Annotated in this window: 19 protein-coding genes; 5 read left to right on the top strand and 14 right to left on the bottom strand. The window is 73.0% G+C overall.

Going from position 1 to position 23,352, the window contains the following annotated elements:
* Window positions 1–99 precede the first annotated feature (99 nt).
* Complete coding sequence (locus AB0N16_RS18235) at window positions 100–966, top strand: LLM class F420-dependent oxidoreductase (protein ID WP_365797760.1); 867 nt, start codon at window positions 100–102, stop codon at window positions 964–966.
* A 359-nt stretch (window positions 967–1,325) separates the two neighbouring features.
* On the opposite strand, the gene AB0N16_RS18240 is transcribed toward AB0N16_RS18235, so the two are convergent.
* The 3 genes from AB0N16_RS18240 to AB0N16_RS18250 form a co-directional block, all read right to left on the bottom strand.
* Complete coding sequence (locus AB0N16_RS18240) at window positions 1,326–2,096, bottom strand: SDR family oxidoreductase (protein WP_365797762.1); 771 nt, start codon at window positions 2,094–2,096, stop codon at window positions 1,326–1,328.
* Between the two features lie 92 nt (window positions 2,097–2,188).
* Window positions 2,189–3,592, bottom strand: a complete 1,404-nt coding sequence (locus AB0N16_RS18245) for an RNA polymerase subunit sigma-70 (RefSeq protein WP_365797764.1) — start codon at window positions 3,590–3,592, stop codon at window positions 2,189–2,191.
* A 10-nt stretch (window positions 3,593–3,602) separates the two neighbouring features.
* Window positions 3,603–4,178, bottom strand: coding sequence for a TetR/AcrR family transcriptional regulator (locus AB0N16_RS18250; protein ID WP_365797766.1), 576 nt, complete (start codon window positions 4,176–4,178; stop codon window positions 3,603–3,605).
* Window positions 4,179–4,325: 147 nt separating this feature from the next.
* Here AB0N16_RS18250 and AB0N16_RS18255 point away from each other — a divergent pair, with 147 nt between their 5' ends.
* A complete protein-coding gene (locus tag AB0N16_RS18255) occupies window positions 4,326–5,345 on the top strand; it encodes an aldo/keto reductase (protein ID WP_365797768.1) in 1,020 nt (339 codons plus the stop codon).
* Window positions 5,346–5,364: 19 nt separating this feature from the next.
* Window positions 5,365–6,234: an LLM class flavin-dependent oxidoreductase gene (locus AB0N16_RS18260; protein WP_365797770.1), complete on the top strand. Its 870-nt coding sequence runs from the start codon at window positions 5,365–5,367 to the stop codon at window positions 6,232–6,234.
* Window positions 6,235–6,264: 30 nt separating this feature from the next.
* Here AB0N16_RS18260 and pip read toward each other — a convergent pair whose 3' ends face one another.
* The 6 genes from pip to AB0N16_RS18290 all read right to left on the bottom strand — a co-directional run bounded on the left by pip (window position 6,265) and on the right by AB0N16_RS18290 (window position 12,070).
* Entirely contained in the window at window positions 6,265–7,230 is a 966-nt protein-coding gene (pip, locus tag AB0N16_RS18265) for a prolyl aminopeptidase (RefSeq protein ID WP_365797772.1), read from the bottom strand.
* Between the two features lie 341 nt (window positions 7,231–7,571).
* Complete coding sequence (locus AB0N16_RS18270) at window positions 7,572–7,859, bottom strand: SCO5918 family protein (protein WP_362577292.1); 288 nt, start codon at window positions 7,857–7,859, stop codon at window positions 7,572–7,574.
* 221 nt (window positions 7,860–8,080) lie between these two features.
* Window positions 8,081–9,610, bottom strand: coding sequence for a DEAD/DEAH box helicase (locus AB0N16_RS18275; RefSeq protein WP_365797774.1), 1,530 nt, complete (start codon window positions 9,608–9,610; stop codon window positions 8,081–8,083).
* Between the two features lie 180 nt (window positions 9,611–9,790).
* Window positions 9,791–9,994, bottom strand: coding sequence for a cold-shock protein (locus tag AB0N16_RS18280; RefSeq protein WP_031482971.1), 204 nt, complete (start codon window positions 9,992–9,994; stop codon window positions 9,791–9,793).
* Between the two features lie 232 nt (window positions 9,995–10,226).
* Window positions 10,227–10,565: a helix-turn-helix domain-containing protein gene (locus AB0N16_RS18285; protein ID WP_365797776.1), complete on the bottom strand. Its 339-nt coding sequence runs from the start codon at window positions 10,563–10,565 to the stop codon at window positions 10,227–10,229.
* 452 nt (window positions 10,566–11,017) lie between these two features.
* Window positions 11,018–12,070, bottom strand: coding sequence for a 2-dehydropantoate 2-reductase (locus AB0N16_RS18290; protein ID WP_365797778.1), 1,053 nt, complete (start codon window positions 12,068–12,070; stop codon window positions 11,018–11,020).
* 162 nt (window positions 12,071–12,232) lie between these two features.
* Between AB0N16_RS18290 and AB0N16_RS18295 the strand changes: the two genes are divergently transcribed.
* Complete coding sequence (locus AB0N16_RS18295) at window positions 12,233–12,631, top strand: hypothetical protein (protein WP_365797780.1); 399 nt, start codon at window positions 12,233–12,235, stop codon at window positions 12,629–12,631.
* An 81-nt stretch (window positions 12,632–12,712) separates the two neighbouring features.
* Here the strand turns inward: AB0N16_RS18295 and AB0N16_RS18300 are convergent, their stop codons facing one another.
* The 4 genes from AB0N16_RS18300 to AB0N16_RS18315 all read right to left on the bottom strand — a co-directional run bounded on the left by AB0N16_RS18300 (window position 12,713) and on the right by AB0N16_RS18315 (window position 18,362).
* Window positions 12,713–15,127, bottom strand: a complete 2,415-nt coding sequence (locus tag AB0N16_RS18300; RefSeq protein ID WP_365797782.1) for a SpoIIE family protein phosphatase — start codon at window positions 15,125–15,127, stop codon at window positions 12,713–12,715.
* A gap of 179 nt (window positions 15,128–15,306) precedes the next feature.
* Window positions 15,307–16,509: a sugar ABC transporter permease gene (locus AB0N16_RS18305; RefSeq protein WP_365797784.1), complete on the bottom strand. Its 1,203-nt coding sequence runs from the start codon at window positions 16,507–16,509 to the stop codon at window positions 15,307–15,309.
* Complete coding sequence (locus tag AB0N16_RS18310) at window positions 16,506–17,285, bottom strand: ATP-binding cassette domain-containing protein (RefSeq protein ID WP_365797786.1); 780 nt, start codon at window positions 17,283–17,285, stop codon at window positions 16,506–16,508. Before AB0N16_RS18310 ends, AB0N16_RS18305 begins: the two co-directional genes overlap by 4 nt.
* A gap of 36 nt (window positions 17,286–17,321) precedes the next feature.
* Window positions 17,322–18,362, bottom strand: coding sequence for a substrate-binding domain-containing protein (locus AB0N16_RS18315; RefSeq protein ID WP_365797788.1), 1,041 nt, complete (start codon window positions 18,360–18,362; stop codon window positions 17,322–17,324).
* Between the two features lie 284 nt (window positions 18,363–18,646).
* Between AB0N16_RS18315 and AB0N16_RS18320 the strand changes: the two genes are divergently transcribed.
* A complete protein-coding gene (locus tag AB0N16_RS18320; protein WP_365797790.1) occupies window positions 18,647–21,025 on the top strand; it encodes a tetratricopeptide repeat protein in 2,379 nt (792 codons plus the stop codon).
* Here the strand turns inward: AB0N16_RS18320 and AB0N16_RS18325 are convergent.
* Window positions 21,000–23,192 carry a SpoIIE family protein phosphatase gene (locus AB0N16_RS18325; RefSeq protein WP_365797792.1) on the bottom strand — a complete coding sequence of 731 codons (2,193 nt, stop codon included), beginning with the start codon at window positions 23,190–23,192 and terminating at the stop codon, window positions 21,000–21,002. The two genes, AB0N16_RS18320 and AB0N16_RS18325, sit on opposite strands and share 26 nt — an antisense overlap.
* Window positions 23,193–23,352: the final 160 nt, after the last annotated feature.

Consider the following 23,352-nt stretch of genomic DNA (forward strand, 5'->3'; position numbering starts at 1 on the left):
TGTTCAGGAATGTGATCTTCGGGCGTGGATGGCGTTTATTTCGATGGCGATCGGAATGGCGGTCACCGCCCGCCGGTTGTGCCTGGTATGAACGAGACCGTGGACAAGACAGACAGGGCAGATGAGATGGACAAGCTCCAGCTCGGTGCGATCGGCGTGTGGCGCCACGAGGACACCGGGCCCGGCCTCGCCGGCGAGCTGGAACGCCTCGGCTACGGCACGCTGTGGCTGGGCAACGTCACCGACCCGGACCTGACCGAGGTCGAGCGGCTGCTCGATGCCACCGAGACGCTGGTCGTCGCCACCGGCATCGTGAACATCTGGTCCAACCCGGCCGACCGGGTGGCCCGTTCGTACCGCCGTATCGCCGAGCGCCACGCGGACCGGTTCCTGCTGGGCATCGGCGCGGGCCACCCGGAGGCGACCAAGGAGTTCGTACGGCCCTACCAGGCCCTGAACGACTATCTGGACGCCCTCGACGAGGTCGGCGTCCCGGTGACGCGCCGCGCCCTGGCGGCCCTCGGCCCCCGGGTACTGCGCCTGGCCGCCGACCGCACGGCGGCCGCGCACCCGTACCTCGTCACCCCGGACCACACCCGCCAGGCACGCGAGATCCTCGGTACCGGACCGATCCTGGCCCCCGAGCAGAAGGTGGTCCTGGAGACGGACCGCACCCGGGCCCGAGCCGTCGGCGACGGCACCCTCGGCATGTACCTGACCCTGTCCAACTACCTGGCCAACCTCCGCCGCCTGGGTTTCGACGACACCGACTTCGCGGACGGCGGCAGCGACCGCCTCTTCGACGCTCTGATCCTGCACGGCGACGCGGCCCGGGTGGCGGAGGGCGTCCGCGCCCACCAGCAGGCGGGCGCCGACCATGTGACGCTCCAGCTGCTGCACCCCGCGGACACCGACCCGTTGCCGGGGTACCGGGCACTGGCGCAGGCGCTGGGGCTGGCACGCTGAGGGACGAGGAAGCGGCGGCTCCGCCGCTTCCCGGCACGGATGAGTACCGTGACCCGGTGCGGCACGGATCCGCTCGGGGGTGCGGGGCGGTGCGGCACGGACCCGCTCGGGGGTGCGGGGCGGTGGGGCACGGATCCGCTCGGGGGCGCGGGGCGGTGCCGCACGGATCCGCTCGGGGGTGCGGGGCGGTGCGGCACGGGCTGCGTTCCGTTCGGGCCGCCGTACCGCAGGCAGGTGATCGTCCGCACCTCGCCCTCCGGGCAGGACCGGGGCTGGTCCAGGAGGATCGTGCGGTGGAAGACGCGCCACACTCCGCCGACCCGCCCCGACCTGCTGGTGGACGACCCTGACCGGGGACGTCAGCTGGGGAACATCCCGGCGGTCGCGTTGACCCAGGTGCCCGTGAGGGCGACCCCGGCGTCCGAGGCGAGGAACGTCGCCAGCGCCGCGATGTCCGCGATCCGCGGGGAACGCCTCGTCATTCGCAGCGTGTCCAGATGGGCGCGGATACCGGCCACCGCCGCCTCGTCCAGCGCCGGGGCGCCGGCCGCGTTCAGCTTCTCAGCGGTGAGGGTGTCGGTGACGCCGGCGGCCCAGATCCCGCAGACCCGGACGCCGGACGGGCCGACCTCCTGGGCGAGCTGCCGGATCAGCGCGTCGATCGCGCCGTCGGCCGCGCCGGTGCCGCCGAGCATCGGGGTGCCGTTGTGGGAACCGCTGTTCAGGGCGAGGATCACGCCCGATCCCTGCGCGGCCATCCGGCGGGCGGCCGCACGGGCGGTGATGAACTGGCAGGCGATGCCCCGCGTCACCGGCCGGGTGTAGTCCTCGACCGACATCTCGGTCAGCGGGACGCCCTGCAGGTCCCCGCGCGGTACGAGGTTGAGGGAGACGTCGATCCGGCCCGCCCGCTCGACCACGGCGGACGCGTGCGCCTCGACGGCGGCCTCGTCCTCGGCGTCGACCACGTCGAACCCGGCGCCGATCCCGCCCGCGACCTCCCGCAGCGTGGCCTCCGTGCGCCCGGCCAGGAACACCCGCGCCCCGGCCCGCGCGTACTCCCGCGCCACCCCGGCCCCGAGAGCACCGGCTCCGCCGTACACGACCGCGACCTTGTCCTTCAGCAACATGACTGGTGAGCTCCGTTCGGCTGCGTGAATGTCCGTCGCTCATAGGACGCGGGGCGGGCGTGAACTCATCGGTCGCGTCGCCCGGAGGGGCATCAGAGAGTCATCGGCAGTCCGAAGGCCGGGAAGAGGTGGGGCTCGAAGGTGGTGATCTCGGCGATCCGGCCGTCCTCGATCCGCAGTACGTCGATGAGCTGGGCGCGGAAGACGCTGGTCCCGGGCCGTTGCAGGTAACCGGCCACGGCGGGCTGGCCGTTGGCGGGCACGGGCAGGTGGCGCCAGTGGCCGGCGAACATCGGGGACGCCGGGTCGAGGTGGGGACGGACGAAGCCGAAGAGCGCGTCGCGGGAGGTGAACCAGAACGGGTTGGGGGGCATGGTGAGCACCGCGTCCTCCCGTACGAGGTCGACCATGCCGTCGATGTCGGCGCGGGCGGCGGCTTCCATGTAGCGCTGGAGCAGGGCCAGGTCCGTGGCGCTGGGTGCGGTGGCCGGGGTCGACCAGTCCTCCCGGCGTCCGGGGAGCGCCGCCCGCAGGGCCGAACGTCCGCGCTGCACCGCGCTGTTGGCCGAGGCCACGGTCGCGCCGAGCAGGTCCGCGGTCTCCTGCGCCGACCAGCCGGCGACATCGCGCAGGATCACCGCGGCCCGCTGGCGGGGCGGAAGCCGCTGGATGGCGGTGAGGAAGACCAGTTCGAGGGTCTCACCGGCCACGGCCTGCTCGTCGGGCTCGTGCTGCGGCGCGGCCGGCTCGGGCAACTGGTCGTCGGGGAACGGTTGCAGCCAGGGCATACGGGGAGGCGGGGGACCGTCGCCCGAGTCCATGCCCGGCACGGGTTCGTAGGGGACCGGGCGCCGGTTCTGCCTGCGCAGGAAGTCCAGGCACAGGTTGGTGGCGATCCGGTACAGCCAGGCGCGGGTGTTGTCGACACCGTCCAGGGTCTCCTTGGCCCGCCAGGCCCGCAGGAACGTCTCCTGGGTGAGGTCCTCGGCCTCGTCGTAGGACCCGAGCAGCCGGTAGCAGTGCACGCGCAGTTCGCGCCGGTGACCTTCGACGAGGGCAGTGAAGGAGTCGTCAGCCGAGGCCGTCCCGGCCCCGGCCCTGGCTCCGGCTCCGGCTCCGGCTCCGGCTCCGGAAAGCGTCACGGCGACGGGCGTGACGTTTTCCGCGAGGGGTGTGGCGCCTTCCGCGAGGGGTGTGGCGTTTTCCGGTGCCGGGCCCGGCCGCTGTCCCGCCTCCCGGGCGAGTCGTCGTAGCTGTGTGAACCGGGTGGCGAGGCCCTCCACGTCCGCGTGGAACGCGGTGCCGGGTGTCAGCCGTACCCGCCCCAGCCGGTCGCCGAGGTCCGAGAGCAGCTCCCTGGCCGGGGGCACGCCGTCCGTCCGCCGGCGTGCCCGGTAGGCCCGCTGGCGACAGGCCTGGGAGCAGTACGACGCGGTACGGCCGGGGCCGCCGCCGCTCTCGATCGGCCGGCCGCAGACGCCGCAACCGCCTCTCATGCCCGGCAGCTCATGTCCGGCCCAGCCCCGTGACGAGAAGGGCGACGAGACGGCGGGCGTCGTAGCCGGGGTCGTTCTCCGCGCCGATGCAGAGGTTGCCGACGCCGCGCATCAGCTCGACGGCGGCCAGGTCGGTGTGGATCTCGCCGGACTCGGTCGCCGCGTCGAGAAGCCGGGTGCAGACCGGGACCAGGCGGTCCAGGAAGTAGGCGTGGAGGGCGTCGAAGCCCGCCTGGTCGGAGCGCAGGGCCGCGGCGAGGCCGTGCTTGGTGACCAGGAAGTCCACGAAGAGGTCGATCCACCGGCGCAGCGCGTCGTACGGGCTCGGCGCGCCGGCCAGCAGGGCCGGGCCGGCCTCGGCGCAGGCCTCCACCTGGTGCCGGTAGACGGCGATGATCAGGTCCGCGCGGGTCGGGAAGTGCCGGTAGATCGTCGCCGTGCCGACGCCCGCCCGGGCCGCGATGTCGCGTACCGGTGCCTCCACGCCCGACGCGACGAACGCCGCCGCGGCCGCTTCCAGCAGGGTCATCTCGTTGCGCCGGGCGTCCGCCCGGCGGGGCCGGACCGTCTGCTCCTCGTCCTTCATCCTGCGTTCCTCATCGTGTGCTCCTTCCGCCGTCACCCTATCGGGGCGTTGCTAAACGGGACAGCGTTCCGTATGGTCGAAGACGTGAAACGGGACATCGTCCCGCTTGTCTGTGCGTCATGTTGCGTCATGTGAGGAGACTCGGTCATGCAGTACCGCACCTTGGGCCGTACCGGTGTGCAGGTCAGCGCGCTCGCGCTCGGCGCGATGAACTTCGGCGCGATCGGGCGCACCACCCAGGAGGAGGCGACGGCGCTCGTCGACGCCGCCCTGGACGCCGGGATCAACCTGATCGACACCGCCGACATGTACGGGCAGGGGGAGTCGGAGGAGATGGTCGGCAAGGCGATCGCCGGCCGCCGTGACGACCTCGTGCTGGCCACGAAGGCCGGCATGCCGATGGGCGACGAGCGCAATCACCGCGGCGGTTCACGGCGGTGGCTGGTCACCGAGCTGGAGAACAGCCTGGTCCGGCTCGGCGTCGACCATGTGGACCTCTACCAGATACACCGCTGGGACCCGGCCACGAGTGACGAGGAGACCCTGTCGGCACTGACCGATCTGCAACGCGTGGGGAAGATCCGCTACTTCGGCTCCTCGACCTTCCCGGCCTACCGGATCGTGCAGGGCCAGTGGGCGGCGCGCGAGCACCACGTGAGCCGGTACGTCACCGAACAGCCCAGCTACTCCCTCCTCCAGCGCGGCATCGAGGCCCATGTGCTGCCGGTGACGGAGGAGTACGGGATGGGGGTGCTGGCGTGGAGCCCGCTGGCCTCGGGCTGGCTGTCGGGCGCCGTGCGCAGGGGCAGGGACATCACCACCAGCCGGTCCAGGATCCTTCCCGACCGCTTCGACCTCACCCTGCCCGCCAACCAGGCCCGGCTCGACGCCGTGGAGCGGCTCGCCGCCGTCGCCGAAGAGGCCGGACTGACCCTGGTCCAGCTCGCGCTCGGCTTCGTCACCGCGCACCCCGCCGTCACCAGCGCCCTCATCGGCCCCCGTACCCAGGACCACCTGAACTCCCAGCTCGCCGCCGCCGACACCGTGCTCTCCGCCGATGTCCTGGACGCGATCGACGCGATCGTCGCCCCCGGCACCGACCTGGCCGCCCACGAGAAGTACGACACCCCACCCGCCCTGCTCGACCCGGCACTGCGCCGCCGCTGACTCTTCCAGGAGCACCACGATGACCACGGAACCCCGCTTCGGGATCATGACCGCTCCCATGCAGGTGTCCTACGACGATGTCCTGCGGGTCTGGCGGGAGGCGGACGCGATCCCCGAGATCGAGCACGCCTGGCTGTTCGACCACCTCATGCCGATCGGCGGCGACCCCGACGGGCCGATCTACGAGGGCTGGACGCTGCTGTCCGCCCTGGCGGCCCAGACGCGACGCCTGCGTCTCGGTCTCCTGGTGACCAGCAACCGTTTCCGGCCGCCCGCGATACTCGCGAAGATCGCCACGACCGTCGACGTCGTCTCCGGCGGCCGGCTCGACTTCGGCATCGGTGTCGGCTCACGGCCGCATCCGCCCGAGGCCCGCCGCGAGTATCCGGCGTACGGCCTGCCCTTCACCCCTCCCGCGCAGGCCGTCGAGAGCCTCGCCGAGGCCTGCGCCCTGATCCGCCGTCTGTGGACGGCCGCCGAACCCTTCGACTTCCACGGCAGCCACCACCAGCTCAGCGGCGCGTTCGCCAACCCCAAACCCGTCCAGCGCCCCCATCCCCCGATCCTGATCGGCGGCCGTTCGGCGGCGACCCTCCGGGTGACCGCCGAACACGCCGATCTCTGGAACATCCCGGGCGGCGACATCGAGGACTGCGTCAGCCGCAGCGCCCTCCTCGACCGCTACTGCGCGGAGATCGGCCGCGACCCCGCCGAGATCACCCGCTCCATCCACCTCCCCGTCTCCTACGGTCACCCGGAGACGGCCCGCACCGCGATCGCCGAGGCCCTGGGCGCCGGCTTCCGGCACATCGTCCTGGGCCTGCCGGCCCCGTATCCGGAGGGGGTCGCGCGCTGGGTGGCGGACGAACTCATCAGCAAGGTGGCCTGACCTCCGCGGACGAGAGGAGCCCAGCCTCCGTCACCCTCTCCCCTCACCGAACCGCGCGATCGCCGTCAGGACCGCCTCGCGCATCGCGGGACTGCCCGTGTGGCCGGAGTCGTCGATCACCTTCAGTTCCGCGTCCGGCCAGGCCTTGGCCAGTTCCCACGCGGTCTTGAGCGGGCTGCCCAGGTCGAGCCGGCCGTGGATCAGCACCCCGGGGATCCCGGCCAACCGGTGGGCGTCCCGGAGTAGTTGGCCGTCCTCCAGCCAGGCGTCATGGGCGAAGTAGTGCGCGCAGATCCGGACGAAGGCCATCAGCGAGTCGTCGGGCCGGTCGCTGTAGGCGCCGGGACTGCCCAGTACCTCGTGGGCGATGACGGCGTCCTCCCAGGTGCACCAGTCATGGGCCGCCTTGACCCGGATCGCGTCGTCGGGACTGTTCAGCAGCCTGTTGTAGGCGGTGACGAGGTTACCGGCGCGGTCCGCGGCGGGCAGGGCGTCGCGGAAGGCCTCCCAGGGGCCGGGCAGCAGGCGGCCGACGCCGTGGTACAGCCAGTCGGTCTCCTCCGGGCGGGTCATGGTGACACCGGCGATGACGATCCCGGAGACCCGCTCCGGGTGGCGTTCGGCGTAGGCGAGGATGAGCGTGGAGCCCCAGGAGCCGCCGTAGAGGAGCCAGCGCTCGACGCCGAGGTGCTCGCGCAGCCGCTCCATGTCGGCGACGAGGTGGTCGGTGGTGTTGTGGGCGAGGCTGACGGCGGGGTCGGAGGCGTGCGGCCGGCTCTCACCGCAGCCGCGCTGATCGAAGAGGATGATCCGAAAGACCTCGGGGTCGAACAGCCTGCGACTGCGGCGGCCCCCGCCGCTGCCGGGACCGCCGTGCACGCACAGGGCGGCCTTCCCCTCCGGGTTGCCGCCGGTCTCCCAGTAGATCCGCTGGCCGTCACCGACATCGAGGAGCCCATGGGCATACGGCTCGATGGGCGGGAACTGCTCGGGCATGATGATCTCCCTTCCAAGGCTGCCTGGGAACAGCCCTATTCCACACCGGAGTTGGCCGGGGAACATGAGAAGAGGAGAGAGCGGGCCGCAGGCGCGAGGCTACGATCGGCGGCGCCCGCAAGGCGTTACCGGCCGGTCGCCGGGCGTGCCGTACCGGTTGCCGCCGGGCAGCCCCGCGGCGACAACCGGCTGAGCGGGCCGTGCCGGGCGTGCGCGGTGGGCGGCTCGCTGCTGAACCGTCGGCCGCTGTTACCGGAGTCCGTCCCGCTCAAGAGCCGGGTGCCACACCTGAGGTTTTCCAACCCGCGAACCGCGCAGTATTCGCGGTGGCCCGGCGGGTGTCACCAGCCGAGGGCGTCCTCGTCGGCTCGCGCCTCGCGGGGCGGCGTGACCGGGCGGGGGTCATGGCAGGTGAAGCCGAGGCGGGTCAGTGCGCGGCGCATTTCGAGCGTCGTGAAGTCACGGCGGTTCTGCCGGGTGATCACTTCACCGACCTGCATCACGGGGTAGACGCGGCCGTCGATGGTCACGCCGACGCCCGTGACGGGTTCGGGCGTGTGGCTGCTCATCGACTGCTCGACCTCGCTCTTCGTCAGGTCGAAGGGGAAACGGGCGATGACAACACGCATGGATGCCTCCTCAGGGGGCGACCGCGGGACGCGGCGGGACGGGGGTTCGGACGGCGGTCAGGGGTGAGGGCGAGAACGCCCGGGGTGTATCCGTGTGGGTCGATCACGGGGGACACGTCCGGGGTGCGGTCCAGCGTCGGGGCGGACGGGACGGGCGTCGGCGCGGCCTGTCCGCCGGGAGCGCAACCCCGTGCTCCGGCTGTGAGCTGGTCCTCCTTCGGCTACGAGTCGGCCCTTGAGGTGGTACGGCGGGTCCGGGCGGCGGACGACCGGCCGCCGCGGCCACGGCCCCGGCCGCGGCCGGCGGGTCGCGCGCCCTCGCGGGGTGTGTCGGTGGTCGGTGCGGCCACGGTGACGGGCACACCCGAGGGGGTGCGGGCGCCGGTGATGCGATGCAGTTCGGCCTCGCCGGGACGGACCTGGACGGCACGCGCGGTGACTCCGGCGTCGGTCATCAGGCGATCCACGGCGCGCCGTTGGTGCGGCAGGACGAGGGTGACGACGGTGCCGGTCTCCCCGGCACGGGCGGTACGGCCGCCGCGGTGCAGGTAGTCCTTGTGGTCGGCGGGCGGGTCCACGTTGACGACGAGGTCGAGGCCGTCGACGTGGATTCCGCGGGCGGCGACGTTGGTGGCGACGAGGACCGAGACATGGCCGTCCTTGAACTGGGCGAGCGTCCGGGTGCGCTGCGACTGGGACTTGCCGCCGTGCAGGGCCGAGGCCCGCACACCGACGGCGAGCAGCCGCTTGGCGAGCCGGTCCACCGCGTGCTTGGTGTCCAGGAACATCAGCACACGTCCGTCCCGGGCGGCGATCTCGGTGGCGGCGGTCTCCTTGTCGGCGTCACGCACATGCAGCAGGTGGTGCTCCATGGTGGTGACCGCACCTGCGGACGGGTCGACCGAGTGCACGACGGGGTCGTGGAGGTAGCGGCGCACCAGGAGGTCGATGTTCCGGTCCAGGGTGGCCGAGAACAGCAACCGCTGGCCGCGGGCCGGGACTTGGTCGAGCAGCGCCGTCACCTGCGGCATGAAGCCCATGTCGGCCATCTGGTCGGCCTCGTCGAGGACGGTGATGTTGACCTGGTCCACCCGGCAGGCGTCTCGCTCGATGAGGTCCCGGAGGCGGCCGGGCGTGGCGACGACGACTTCGGCGCCGGCTCGCAGGTTGCTGATCTGACGGCCGATCGACATGCCGCCGACCACGGTGGCGAGCCGCAGCCGCAGGGCTTGGGCGTAGGGGGTGAGCGCGTCGGTGACCTGCTGGGCCAGCTCGCGGGTGGGGACGAGGACGAGCGCGAGCGGCTGCTTGGGCTGGGCGCGCTGTCCGTCCAGGCGCGCCAGCAGCGGCAGGCCGAAGGCGAGCGTCTTGCCCGAGCCGGTGCGGCCCCGGCCCAGGACGTCCCGGCCGGCCAGCGCGTTCGGCAGGGTGGCGGCCTGGATCGGGAAGGGGACGGTCACGCCTTCGGTGCGGAGGGCGGCCAGCAGTCGTGCGGGCATGTCGAGTTCTGCGAACGTCTCGACGGCGGGCAGCGGCTCGGTGAGGGTGACCGGCAGAGCGAACTCCTGGCGGCCCGGGGCGGAGCGCTGGGCCTGGCCACCGCTCTTGCGACCGGTGCCCTGACGGGAACCCTGGTGGCCCGATCCCTGTGAACGGAAGCGGCTGCCGGGGGTGGAGCCTGTCGAGCGGGTGGTGGTTCGGTCCGTGCGGTGGCGGCCGGAACTGCCGCCCGTGCGGCGCGTGCGGTCCAAGAAGGAACCTTCCTCGATGCGGCGTATCGAGGAATTCCGGCCGGCGGACAGGTAACCGCGCGAGGAATCACAAGAATGAGCCGGAGTAAAAAAAGGGAAAAGCTGGGGCCCGCACCCCAAGAGCGCGGGCCCCAGCCTCAAAACGCGCGAGCTCGAGGCTCGCTGCGGTTCGCGTCAGCTTCAGGCAGGAACGATGTTCTCGGCCTGCGGGCCCTTCTGGCCCTGCGTGACGTCGAAGGTCACCTTCTGGCCTTCCTGAAGCTCGCGGAAGCCCTGGGTGGCGATGTTCGAGTAGTGGGCGAAGACGTCGGGGCCGCCACCCTCCTGCTCGATGAAGCCGAAGCCCTTTTCCGCGTTGAACCACTTCACGGTGCCAGATGCCATATTGAATCTCCCTTGAGGGGCAGTGCCGGACTCCGCACTTTACGAAGCCGAGTCGCCGCGATGATCACCCCTCCGGAATGATCCGGAAAGCTTTACAAAGAAAAAATTTCTCTGGCAACCAAAACTGCAACTGCTATCACGCTAACACAGATGGACTGTAAGCGGCCATGCGTTTCCGGGTCCGCACGGCAATTCTAGTGCCGTCGGTACCCTTATTTCTGTACTGGCGAGACTAGGTATCTGTGGCGCCTCCGCCGACCTCCCGGCTTGTTTCCCGGTTCAGCCGGAGGGCGTCCGCCAGCTGGTTCTCCAGGGAGATGATCCGGCACGCGGCCTCGACGGGGGTGCCCTGGTCGACCAGCTCCCGGGCGCGCGCCGCGATCCGCAGCTGACGGCGGGAGTACCTGCGGTGACCTCCTTCTGAACGCAGGGGAGCGATCAGCCCGGTCTCGCCCACGGACCGGAGGAAGGCGGGGGTGGTGCCGAGAACGGCGGCGGCCCGTCCCATGGTGTAGGCGGGGTAGTCGTCATCGTCGAGGTTGCCGGCGACGGGGGCGTTCTCAGCGGGCATGACACCTTCGTTTCGGGGACGCGGCGGGGTCCCGGGCGGGCCTGGCGCCGGTCTTCGAGGGATTCGGTACCATCCGTGTCGCACGGCAACCCTAACTCCGGCAGCCCTGGAGATGTGGCTCCGCCGTGACAGATTTCCGTTTGCCGCCGAGCCTTTGCAGCGCGTGGGTGGTCAGCCCCGCCCGACACATGATCAGTCCATTCGGCGTACCGCCGGGGTCGCGACGGCGGGTCAGCGCGGCGGTGGGTTCACGCGCGGCCACCAGACCCTCGGGATCCGGACTCCCAGGACGACCAGGCCGTGCGTCTGGCCCCAGACGCACATGAGCAGAGCGTTCGCGGCGGGTGGCAGATGACCCCATGGCGCCGACCGGCAGCCGGTCCAGGTGCGCGAGCAGCGCGGGCGACAGCTCCGGGGGTGAGCGATCCGGCGCCGTTGCCGTTCCCACCCGTTCAGCGTGGAGCGCGCAGTTCGGCGTACAGCTCCGGGCCCGGCCAGGTGCGCGGCTCGGACTCCGCCGCACGCACCAGGGCGACCAGCCGCGCGTTCGCGGGCGCGCTCCGTCCATGGGCGGCGGCGAGGGCGACGATCTCGCCCTGGAGGGAGTCGATCTCCGTGGGGCGGCCGCGTTGCAGGTCCTCCCACATCGAGGAGCGGGCCTGGGCGTCGATCCGCAGGGTCGCCCCGGCCAGCCGGCGGAAGAGGCCGTCGGGCAGCCCCAGGACGTACGGGGTGACGGCGGGTGAGGTGGGGCCGAGGCGGGCCGGGGTGACCCCGGCGGCGCGGTAGACGGCGAGGGCCTCGCGCTGGCACAGGGCGAGGCAGCGGCGGTAGTCCCGCCCGCCGAGCTGGTCGCGGAGCGGCAAGCCGGACAGGGCGTTGATCGCGTTGTTGAGGTTCAGCAGCAGCTTGGCGTGCTGCACCTCGGCCATGTCGGTACGGGCCTCGACGGCCAGCCGTGCCTCGCGGAAGGCGGCGACGAGCCGGTCGTCCGGTTCGGTCATGAGCCTGCCGGCCATGCCCTGGTGCACGGTGCCCGGCTCGGACTGCACCACGTTGTAGGGCACCATCCCGGCCAGCACGGTGTGACCGGGGAGCGCGGCGCGCAGGGTGGCGGGGTTGTGCAGCCCGTTCTGGAAGCTCACCACGACCGCGCCGGGGGTGAGATGCGCGGCGAGGCCCTCGGCGGCGGCCCCGGTACCGGCGCTCTTCACGGTGACGAGCACGTAGTCGGCGCCGGCCGCGGCCTGCGGGCCGGTGGCCAGCGTCAGCCGTGCCGGCGCGAGACGGACGGGCGGCCGGACGGAGTCGCTGAGGGTGAGCCCCCGCTCGCGCAGCACGTCCATGGCGGCGGGCCGGCCGATGAGTGTCACGTCGTACCCGGCGGCGCGGAGACGGCCACCGAGGTGACAGCCGATGGTGCCCGCCCCGAGAACGGCGAAGCGGGGCTTGGGCCTGGGTATGGGCACGGGGGCCACGGCGGGCATGGAGGACTCGGGGGGCATGGGGGCTCCTGCGGAAGGCTCGTGATCAACCGTACTCACGTTCGCGCCCCCTTGGCGACGGCCTCACCTGTACCCGGTCCCGGCCCGTTCCGGGCGCGTACTCGGGTCGATCTGAGTATCCGCACTCTGTCCGGTGCCCGGACCGGCCCCGACGCTGAGGGCATGAGACTTCACGAACCGGTTCTTCGGGTGGTGCTGCCGGCGCTCGCGCTGGCCGCGGTGTCGGCGGCGGCCTGGGCCGCCTGGCTGGGCTGGGACCAGCAGTACGACGCACGGGCCGACGGGTCGACGAGCGGGCCGTACGAGGCCTGGCAGGTCGGCGGGCTCGTGCTCACCCTGCTCGTGGCCGTCGGCTGGGCGGCCGCCCGGGGGCACAGCGCGGCCGCCGTGGGCGGTACCACCGCGGGGCTGACGCTCGCCGCCTACGTCGACTGGTCGGACGATGCCAGCGGGCTGTTCATGGTGGGGGTGGGGCTGGTCATGGTGGGGACCTTCGTCGCCTCCGCGGTCGTCTCCGCCGTGATCGACGTGCTGCGCCGGGACGTTCCGCTCGCCCACTGACTGAGCCCCTGAGCGAGCGCCTGAGCGGGGGTTTGGGCGGGGGCTTGGGCGGTGGCTCGGGTCGGGGGTCTGAGCGGGTGCCTATGCGAGCGCCGAGCTGGGCAGTGGCTGTTCCGCCCAGATCGTCTTGCCGGCCGGTGTCTGGCGGCTGCCCCAGCGTTCCGAGAGCTGGGCGACCAGGAGCAGACCCCGGCCGCCCTCGTCGTAGACCCGCGCCCGGCGCAGGTGCGGGGCCGTGCTGCTGCCGTCGGAGACCTCGCAGATCAGGGACGCGTCGCGGATCAGGCGGAGGGCGATCGGGCCCTCGCCGTAGCGGACGGCGTTCGTGACCAGTTCGCTGACGATCAGCTCCGTGGCGAAGGCCGCGTCCGTCAGACCCCACGCCTCCAGCTGCTGGCCCGCCATCTTGCGGGCCCCGGCGACCGCCGCCGGGCGCTGGGGGAGCTGCCAGGTGCGGACCTTGGTGGCGTCCAAAGCGTGGGTGCGGGCCAGGAGGAGCACGATGTCGTCGGCCGGGCGGTCGGTCAGCACGGTGTGCAGGACCCGGTCACAGGTCTCCTCCAGGGGTGCCGCCGGGGCGGCGAGGGCCCGGCGGAGGAGGCCCAGACCCACCTCGATGTCGTGATCGGCGGTCTCCACCAGGCCGTCGGTGTAGAGGGCGAGGAGACTGCCCTCCGCCAGTTCCGCCTCGGTGGACTCGAAGGGCAGGCCGCCGAGGCCCAGCGGCGGGCCGGCCGGCAGGTCCAGGAGGCGGGCCTCGCCGCCCGGGGTGACCAGGACGGGCGGCGGATGGCCGGCGCGGGCCATGGTGCAGCGGCGGGACACCGGGTCGTACACGGCGTACAGGCAGGTCGCGCCGACCTCGCCCGAGGTGGCCTCCGGGTCCTCCTCCCGGGCGAGCCTGATGACCAGGTCGTCCAGCTGGGTGAGGAGCTCGTCGGGGGCGAGGTCGACGTCCGCGAGCGTCCGTACCGCCGTCCGCAGCCGGCCCATCGTCGCCGAGGCGCGGATGCCGTGGCCGACGACGTCCCCGACGACCAGGGCGACCCGGGCACCGGACAGCGGGATCACGTCGAACCAGTCGCCGCCGACGTCCGCGCCGCCCCCCGTGGGGAGATAGCGGTAGGCCACGTCGGTCGCCTCGAGCCCGGGCGGCGGCCGGCCCGGGAGCAGGCTGCGCTGGAGGGCCAGGGCGGTGCGGCGCTCGCGGGTGTAGCGGCGGGCGTTGTCCACGCACACCGCGGCCCGGGCGACGATCTCCTCCGCGAGCCGCTGGTCGTCCTCGGTGAAGGACTCGGGGGTGCGGTGCCTGAGGAAGTGCACCAGGCCGAGGGTGACGCCGCGGGCGCGCAGCGGGACCATCAGCACCGAGTGGATCATGTGCAGGGCGACGGAGTCGGCGCGGGCCTGGGAGGCGCCGATCCACTCCGGCATGCCGGGGTCGCCGGGCCGGTGGCGGGTGCCGTGGCCGGCGAGCAGGGTCCACATCGGGGGCGTGTCCACCGGGTAGTGGATCGGGTCGCCCGGTTCGGCCACCTTCTCCGGGCAGCCGGCCAGGACCGAGCGCTGTGCGGTACGGCGTACGGTGATCGGCTCGCCCGGCCGCAGCGGTCCCGGCTCGTCGCCGAGGGCGATGGACTCCAGCAGGTCGACGGTGACGTAGTCGGCGAACCCGTCCACGGCCACCTCGGCCAGCTCCTCGGCGGTCCTGGTCACGTCCAGGGTGCTGCCGATGCGCAGGCTGGCGTCGTTGAGGACGGCCAGATGGCGGCGGGCCCAGTAGTGCTCGGTGGCGTCGAAGACGACCGCCGACAGCCCCTGCACTGTGCCGGTCTCGTCCTTCAGCGGGCAGAAGTACATCGACCAGGCGTGCTCGCGGGTCTCCCCGGGCGCCTGGCCGTGCTGCTCGTGGAAGACGGTCTGTCCGGTGCGCAGGACCTGCTGCTGGAGGCGGTCGTACTCGTCGAAGGGCGGGCCGGACTCGATCTCCGGCAGGGTCAGGCCGCGCATCTCCGCCACGGGCAGGCCCATGATCCCGGTCATGACCTCGTTGGCGGCGACCAGCCGGGCCTCGCGGTCGTAGATCGCCACCGGCATGGGCAGCTGGGCGAGCGTGAGGTCCCACAGGGCCGCCGCACCGGGCTGGTCGCGCCCGGACACCGGCGTCCGCGCGGCGCCGGTCACCAGCCAGAGCGGCCCGGCGCCCGCGTCGGCCAGCGGGATGCCCTGTAGACGTACGACGACCCGGTCGCCGTTGCGGTGCCGCAGGGCCACCTCGGTGGACCAGCGGGACGCGTCGGCGATGTGGCGGCGCGCGGACGCGGGCAGCTGGGTGGCGAGCAGGGTCCCGGCGGGGCGGCCGACGATCTCGGCGGGTTCGTACCCGAGCAGCCGCCGGGCACCGGCGCTCCATACCAGGACCGCTCCTTCGGCGTCGACGACGACCGCGAGATCGTCCGGGACGACCGCCAGGTCCGCCGGTACGCGTCCCTCCATGGTGCCTCCGGATGCCCGGGCGCCCGGCCGTCCGGGTGCCCGCACCCGCTCCCAGCATCCCGCCCCGCCGTGCGCCCTTCAACCGACGGCGGGGTCGTGCGGGGTCAGAGCCCTGTCAGGCCCGCACCGCGGCGGTCCCCTCAACCGACGGCGGGGTCGTGCGGGGTCAGGAGCCCTTGTCAGGCCCGCCCCGCGGCGGTCCCCGTGCGCCGGGCCAGCGAGTCGAAGACCACCGCGACGAGCAGCACCCCGCCGGTGATCATGAACTGGGCCGCGGGCTGGACTCCCAGCAGGGCCATGCCGGAGGCGATCGACTGGATAACGAGGACGCCCAGCAGCGCCGACCAGGTCGAGCCGCGGCCGCCGAAGAGGCTGGTGCCGCCGATGACGGCGGCCGCGATCGCGTTGACCAGCAGCATGCCGGAGCCCGGCACCTGGGTCGCCGAGGTGAGCCGGGAGGCGACGAACAGGCCGCCGACCGCGGCCAGCGCTCCCGACAGCAGGAACACCGAGACGCGTACCCGCGCCACCCCGACCCCGGCGCGCAGCGCGGCCTCGGTGCCGCCGCCGAGGGCGAGGACCTGCCGGCCGTAGGCGGTCCGGCGCAGCAGGAGGTCCGAGGTGACGAGGACGGCGAGGAAGAGCAGAAGCGCCAGCGGCAGGCCCTGGAACCGGTCGAGGACGTACGCGGCGGCGAGGGCGGCGACGGCGAGCAGGGCCGTACGGGCCCAGATCCCGGCCGCCGGCCGGTACGGCATCCCGGTGGCGACGCGGCGCCGGCGGTCGTGGAGGCACACGGCGAGATACCCGGCCGTACCGAGCACCGCCAGGCCGTAGGTGGCGACGGAGGCGCCGAAGTGGCGGCTGGTCAGCATGGCGACCAGCCCGTCCGCGCTGAATTCGATGGCGCTCTCCGGGCCCAGCAGGTAGAGCATCAGACCGTCCCAGGCCAGCAGCCCCGCCAGGGTGACGACGAACGCGGGCACCCCGGTCTTGGTGAACACGAACCCGTGGAAGGCCCCGGCGCCCGCACCCGCCGCCACCGCGACGAGCACGGCGAGCCACTCCGGCATCCCCTGGTTCACGTTCAGCGTCGCGAACAGGGCGCCCGACAGGCCGGCGAGCGAGCCCACCGACAGGTCGAGCTCGCCGATCAGCAGGACGAAGACCACCCCGACGGCGACCATCCCGGTCCCGACGATGTCCACGCTGAGCACGGAAAGGTTGCGCGGCGAGAGGAAGTTGGCGTTGAGGCTCTGGAAGACCACCCAGATCACGGCGAGGGCGAGCAGGACCGGAACCGGGCCGAGGCTGCCCCCGTGCAGTCGGCGGCGGGCCGCGCCCGCGTACTCCCTCAGCCGTCCGGCGAAGGCTCCCCTCACGACCATCTCTCCTCCGGGTCGGCCGCGGGGCGCTGCCGGCCGGAGTGCTCCGCGGCGCCCGTGACGGCGGCGATGATCTGTTCCTGGGAGGTGGTGCCCACGTTGAACAGGCCGTTGTTGCGGCCGAGGCGCAGCACGGCGACCCGGTCGGCGACGGCCTTGATGTCTCCCATGTTGTGGCTGATGAGAAGCACCCCGGTGCCCCGGTCGCGGAGTTCCTCGACGAGGTCGAGGAACTGGTTGGTCTGATCGAGGCCCAGGGAGGCGGTCGGTTCGTCGAGCAGCAGCAGCCGGGGCGCGCTGAGGAACGACCGGGTGATCGCGACGACCTGCCGCTGGCCGCCGGAGAGTGTGCCGAGCGGAGCCCGCACGTCCGGGATGCCGATCGGCAGGGTCCGCAGCAGTTCGCGGGCGCGGCGCTCCATCTCGACCTCGTCGAGGATGCCGTAGCGGTGGATCTCCCGGCCGAGGAAGAGATTGCCGACGACGTCGAGGTTCCCGCACATCGCGAGGTCCTGGTAGACGGTCGCGATGCCGAGGGCCCGGGCGTCATGGGGGCGTTTGATGTGGACGGGGCGGCCCTCCCACTCGATGACGCCCCGGTCCGGCGGGCCGACGCCCGAGATCACCTTGACCAGCGTGGACTTGCCGGCGGCGTTCCCGCCGACCAGGGCGACCACCTCCCCGGCCCGGATATCCAGCTCGACATCCACCAGCGCCTGGACGGCCGCGAAGCGCTTGGACACACCATGCAGCGCCAGCAGGGGCTGAACCACGGGGCCACCTCCTCCGTCCGCCGTCGTGGCAGGCGCTCATGGGGTGAGTCCGGCCTGGTCGCAGGCGGACCGGAGCTTGGGGGTGCATATCTGGTCGATCGTGTAGATACCGTCTTTTACCAGAGTGTCCTTGATCGTGCCGGTCGTCACCGGATACGACGGCAGCAGCACCGAGGGGATCTTCCGGGTGGTCGCGCTGTCGACGGTGGTGGTGGCGACGGACCCGGCCGGGTCGCCGCGTCCCAGGGCCAGCGCCATCTCGACGGCCGCCTCGGCCTCGGCCCGGTAGGACTTGTAGACGGTCATGTACTGCTGGCCCGCGAGGATGCGCTGCACGGCCACCAGGTCGGCGTCCTGGCCGGTCACCGGGGGCAGCGGACGGATCGAGGCCGCGTTGAGGGCGGAGATCACGGCACCGGCGAGGCTGTCGTTGGCGGCCAGGACACCGTCGATGGCGTCGGCGCCGAGGACGGCGACCGCGCCGGTCATCTCGGAGTAGGCGTTCTCCGGCCGCCAGTCGGGGGTGTCGTACGACGTGCCGATCCGCACCTTGCCGCGCAGCACCGAGAGCGCGCCCTGTTTGAACCAGGCCGTGTTCGGGTCGGCCGACGCGCCGTTCACCATGACGATCTGGCCGCCGTCCGCCTCGGGGCCCATGGCCTTCAGGAGCCCTTCGCCCTGGAGCCTGCCGATCGTCGCGCCGTCGAAGGTGACGTAACCGGAGACCGGGCCCAGCGCGAGCCGGTCGTAGGCGACGACGGGGATGCCCGCGCGGTGGGCGGCGTCGACGGAGGAGTGCAGCGACCTGGGGTCGATGGCGGAGAGGATCAGGACGTCCACACCCCGGGTGATCATGGCTTCGAGCTGCTGCTGCTGGACCTCCGGTTCGGCGGTGGCGGAGACGGTCGGTGCCGGGCAGTGCGGGCACACCTGCTTCAGTTTCCGCTCGATGAGCGGCTGGTCGAACCGCCCGAACCGGGAGGCCCCGCCGCCCGGCAGCAGCACACCGACGCTGGGACCGTCGCTCTGCCCGCTCTCGCCGCAGGCACCGCCCAGCGCCAGCCCGGCGCCGACCACGACCGCTGCCGCCGCACGGGACAGGGACCCGCGCTTCGGGAGGCCGGCACCGGTACCCCTCTTCTCTCCCGCGTGGCGTTTCGTCGCAACTCGCCTCTTATGACCGGTTCAGTCTCAGGGTAGCCAAGCAGTCACCCGGTCTCTCCGTGAACGAGGAGCCACGGGTCACCGGGCGGGGCGGGCGGGGTTGGGCGAAGCCGTCCCCCAGGCGGTGGGGATGCTCTACCGTGAAGCCCCTCAAAGCGGTCCGAGCCTGGCGGATGCCGGCCGAAGGGGAGCCACGGGTGCGCGCAGGTGACGACCGGACACCGAACTCCGGCAGCGACAATCCGGACCGGGACACCGACGAACCGGATCCGGACACCGAAGAACCGGATCCGGGCGGCGGCGGCGACGAACCGGATCCGGTGAACGGCGAATCCGGCCCCACCGGCAGCGCCTCCCACCCCGATGCCGTCGCCTCGCCGTCCGTCGGTGACAGGGACCGGGTCGATTTCGGGCGGAGCACCTTTCTGGGGCCCGTCGTCGGGAAGATGGTCGTACAGCACGGGGGGCGGCCCGACCGGGCCGGTCCGTGCACGTTGCCCATGGCGCAACCGGGCTTCACCGGGCGGGCGGCGGAGCTGGCCGCGCTGGAGGCCCGGCTGCGGGCGCCCGCCGACCCGGCCCCGGACGCGCCGGTCGTCTGCGTCGTCACAGGACTCGGCGGCATGGGCAAGACCGCCCTCGCTCTGAAGGCCGCGCACCGGGCGCGCAAAGCAGGCTGGTTCACCGGCGGAGCCCTCTTCGTCGACCTCGCGGGCTACGACGACAACCCGGTCACCCCCACCCAGGCGGTGACCTCGCTGCTGCACGCCCTCGCCGCGGCGGACCTCGACCCCGGCGCCGACCGGGTCGGCCACTTCGGCGAGGAGGGCCGCCAACTCGACGTGTACCGCAGCCACCTCGCGGCGCTCGCCGACGCCGGCCGGCGGGTTCTGCTGGTGCTCGACAACGTCTCGGACTCGGCCCAGATCTCACCGCTGCTGCCCGCCAGCGGCCTGCACTGCGTCCTGATCACCTCGCGGGAGTGCCACGAGTCGCTGACGGCCGACGAGTTACCCCTCGGGCCGCTCAGCCGGGACGAATCCGTCCGCCTGATCGCCCCGGCACTGCGCCGGCCCACCGACGCCGGGGACGAGTGGACGCCCGAGGAGACCGAGGCCGTACGCGAGTTGACGCGGCTGTGCTGCCGGATGCCGCTCGCCCTGCGGATAGCCACCGCCCTGCTGCACCGGCGCCGGGTCCGGGACGACCCGCTCGGATCCCTGGTGGAGGAGCTGAGAGCCGCCGCCGACCGCAGCCGGGTCCTGCGCAGCCGGGGCGTCGACGAATACGGCAGGGTCCTCGCGCTGGCCCCGGTGTTCGACATGTCGTTCCGCCGGCTGCCCCCGGACCGGCGACGCGCGCTGTGCGGGCTGGCCCAGGTGCCCTTCCCGGACTTCAGCACCGAGACGGCGGTGGTGGCCACCGGCCAGGACCGGCCCCTGGCCCTGGAACTCCTCGACGACCTGGTGGGCACCCATCTGATCACCGGTGAGGGGCGCGGCGGTGCGCTCCCCGAGCGCTGGCGCATACACGACCTGGTCCGCGGCTACGCGAGCGCGCTGGCCGCCGACGACCCCGCGCTCGTCGAGGAGGGACGCGAGGCACGCCGGCGGATACGCCACCACTACCGGACCAAGGCGGAGGCGGCCGCCCGCCATCTGCGGGCGCCCGGCGACGGCCCGCTGCCCGACCTGTTCAAGGGCCGGGCGGAGGCGCTCGGCTGGCTGGACGCCGAGCGGGTCAACCTCGTCGCCGCCGCCCAGTGGCCCGACGAACACGACGGACACGGCGGACGCGACGAACACGACGGGCACGACGGGCACGACGCGGCCCACATGGTGGAGCTCGCGCTGCACCTCGCCGATTTCCTCCGCGAGCGGCGGTTCTTCGAGGACTGGGTCGCCGTCGGCCGGGCCGCCCGGGACCGGGCGGCCCGCTCGCGGGACCGGCACATGGAGGCGTCCGTCTGCAACAACCTCGGCAACGCGCTGCTGCGGGCCGACCGGTCCGCCGAGGCCATCGAACCCCTCGTCCACGCCGCGGATCTCTTCCGCGCTCTCGGCGATCCGAACGGCGAGGGCATGGCGTGGAACAACCTAGGTCTCGCGCAGCGCAGGTCCGGCCGTCTCCACGAGTCCCTCGTCACCCACCGGCAGGCCTGCGAGCGCTTCCGCGCCACCGGTGACCGCTCCCACGAGGGCCGGGCCTGGCACAACTTCGGTCTGGCGCTGGAGAGCCTGGGCCGGTACGGCGAGGCGGCGGCCGCGTTCCGGCGGGCCTGCGCCCTGCACCACCGGACCGACAACCGCTTCCTGCACGGCGACTCCCTGAACAGCCTCGGCTGCGTGCTGTACGCGGCGGGCCGGATCGAGCCGGCCGTCGCCGCCCTGCGGGAGTCCCTCCGGATCCGCCAGGACTCCGACAACTGGTACGCCATGACTCTGACCTGGAACAACCTGGCCCGGGTGCTGGACACCGCCGGCCAGGCCGACGAGGCCCGCCAGGCCAGGAACCGCGCCGCCGAAGCGGCCGCCCGCGCCGGGACGGCCACTACGTCGTACGGCCACCACCACTGAGACCCGAACTCCGGTCGGTCCTCTCCGCCGAGGCCGCCGCGGCCGTCGGTGCTGTCGGTGCCGTCGCCCCCGGCCGCAGCAGGAGCACCGCCACGTCGTCGGTGTGGCCGCCGGCCGGCCAGGTGTGGTGGACGAGGCTGTCGATGAGGCGTTCCAGGTCGTGGGCGTCGGCGCCGGCGAGGTGGGCGGCGAGGTCGGCGGTGGCGTGCAGCAGGTCGGTGCCGGGGCGTTCGATCAGACCGTCGGTGTAGAGGGCGAGGACGGCGCCGGCCGGGAGCGCGGTGCGGGTGACGGGGTACCGGGCGTCCGCGTCGACGCCCAGGGGCGGCCCGGGGTCGACGTCGAGGGGGTGGGCCCGGCCGGGCGCGGGACGCAGCAGAGGCGGTGCGTGTCCGGCGCTGGCCAGGGTCAGTTCCTGGCGGACGAGGTCCAGGTGGGCGTAGAGGCAGGTCACCAGGAGATCGGAGGAGAGATCGGCGAGCAGCCGGTTGGTGCGGACGATGACCTGGTCCGGGGCGGCTCCGGAGGTGGCGTGGGCGTGGATGGCGGTGCGGACCTGCCCCATCAGGGCCGCCGCGGCCATGCTGTGGCCCTCCACGTCCCCGATGACCGCCGCCGCGTGGGTGGCGTCGAGGCGCAGCAGGTCGTAGAAGTCGCCGCCGACGTCGATGCCGTGCCCGGCCGGCAGATAGCGGGCGGCGACGTCGAGACCGGGCAGGCTGGGCAGGCTCCGGGGCAGCAGCGCCTGCTGGAGCTGGTGGACGAGGTGGTGCTGGGTGTCGTACAGCCGGGCCCGGTCCAGGGCCTGGGCCAGCAGACCGGCCAGTGGGGTGAGGACGGCGCGTTCGTCGGCGGTGAAGGTGTGCGGGCGGTCGTAGGAGATGACGCAGCAGCCCACCGGACGCCCCGAGATGACCAGGGGCAGCACGGCCCACGCCTGTTTTCCGCTGATCAGCGGGGCGCGCGGATAGCTGTGGGCCAGTTCGGCGATGCTGCCGAAGTAGGCCGGGACGCCGCTGGCCAGGGCCTGGCCGGCGGGGGTGAGGTCGGTGTCGAGGGGAAGGGCGTCGAGGCCTTCGGCGACGGCGCCGGTGTAGCCGTGCTGCCCGGCGATCCGGAGGCGGCCCGCCTCGGCGATGCTCAGCACCAGGCCCTGGGCGCCGAACGCCGGCAGGATCTGGTCCGCGATCAACGCCACGAGGTCCTGGGTGGTCACCGTCTCGGTGAGCGCGACGGCCTGGTGGATCAGCTGGTAGAGGCGGCCGGGCGCGGTCGGGGCGGGTTCCGTGCCGGCGGACGGCGCGGTCGCCGTCTCCGCGCCGGGGGTGATGCGCACGCTGATACCGCTGTGGTCCGGGTGCAGCTGGAAGGTCAGCCCCCGGTTCGGCGGGCGAAGCGCGTTGAACGACACGGGTGCCCGGCTGACAACCGCCATCCGGTACCGCTCCTCGTACCGCAGGTCGTCCAGCCACGGCAGGGACTGCCAGGGCCGGGTGCCCAGCAGCAGGTCCGGCTCCCGGCCGAGCAGCCGGGCGGCCGCGGCGGACACGAAGGTGATCCGGCCCTCCAGGTCGAGGGCGAGGGCGCCCTCAGGGAGACGGTCCAGGTAGGCGGCGGCGGCCAGCCCGGTCCGGACGGGGTGGCACGGACAGTCCACGGGGACCACCCGCGGCTGCTCGGGGAGGGCCGGCGGCGCCGGCGAGTCGTCCAGGAGCCGGGTGAGCCGGCGGGCGCTCGCGATGATGTGGTGCCGTTCGCGGGCGGTGGCCCGGGGCGGATGGCCGGCGGGCCACATCAGCACCACCCCGCCCCAGCAACGGCGTACCCCGTCCAGCGGCGCAGCGACAAGCGTGAAGGGGTACGGCAGGACGGCCGCCGTACGCGGATAGCGGCGCGCCATCTCGTCCTGGCCGCCGACCCAGACGAGGCGGTGCTCGCGGATCGCGTCGGCCACCGGGACGGGGGCGGTCACCGCCAGCCGCTGCCACGGCGCGGTGAAGTCGACGGGCAGTCCGCACACCGCCACCAGGCGCAGCAGCGCGGCCGGCTCATCGATGAGATACACCCCGCCGATCGCCGCCCCCGTCCGGCACACCATGTCGGCCAGCGCCCCGCCCAGGGCATCGTCGACAGGGAGGTCACCGCTGGGCCGGGCACGGTGCCGCATGACGTCGTCCTCCGGTCGAGTACCGCGGGCGGCACACGCCGTACCGTCTCGCACCGTCCCCTCGCAGTGGGTGACGCGTACCACACATTCACGACAATATGCGTATACCTCCTTACGGCGACAGCGACCCGGGTCGCCGGACGGACGCAGCTGGACGCGG

This window comes from Streptomyces sp. NPDC051105, from assembly GCF_040682795.1.
In the GTDB taxonomy this organism is placed as follows: Bacteria; Actinomycetota; Actinomycetes; order Streptomycetales; family Streptomycetaceae; genus Streptomyces.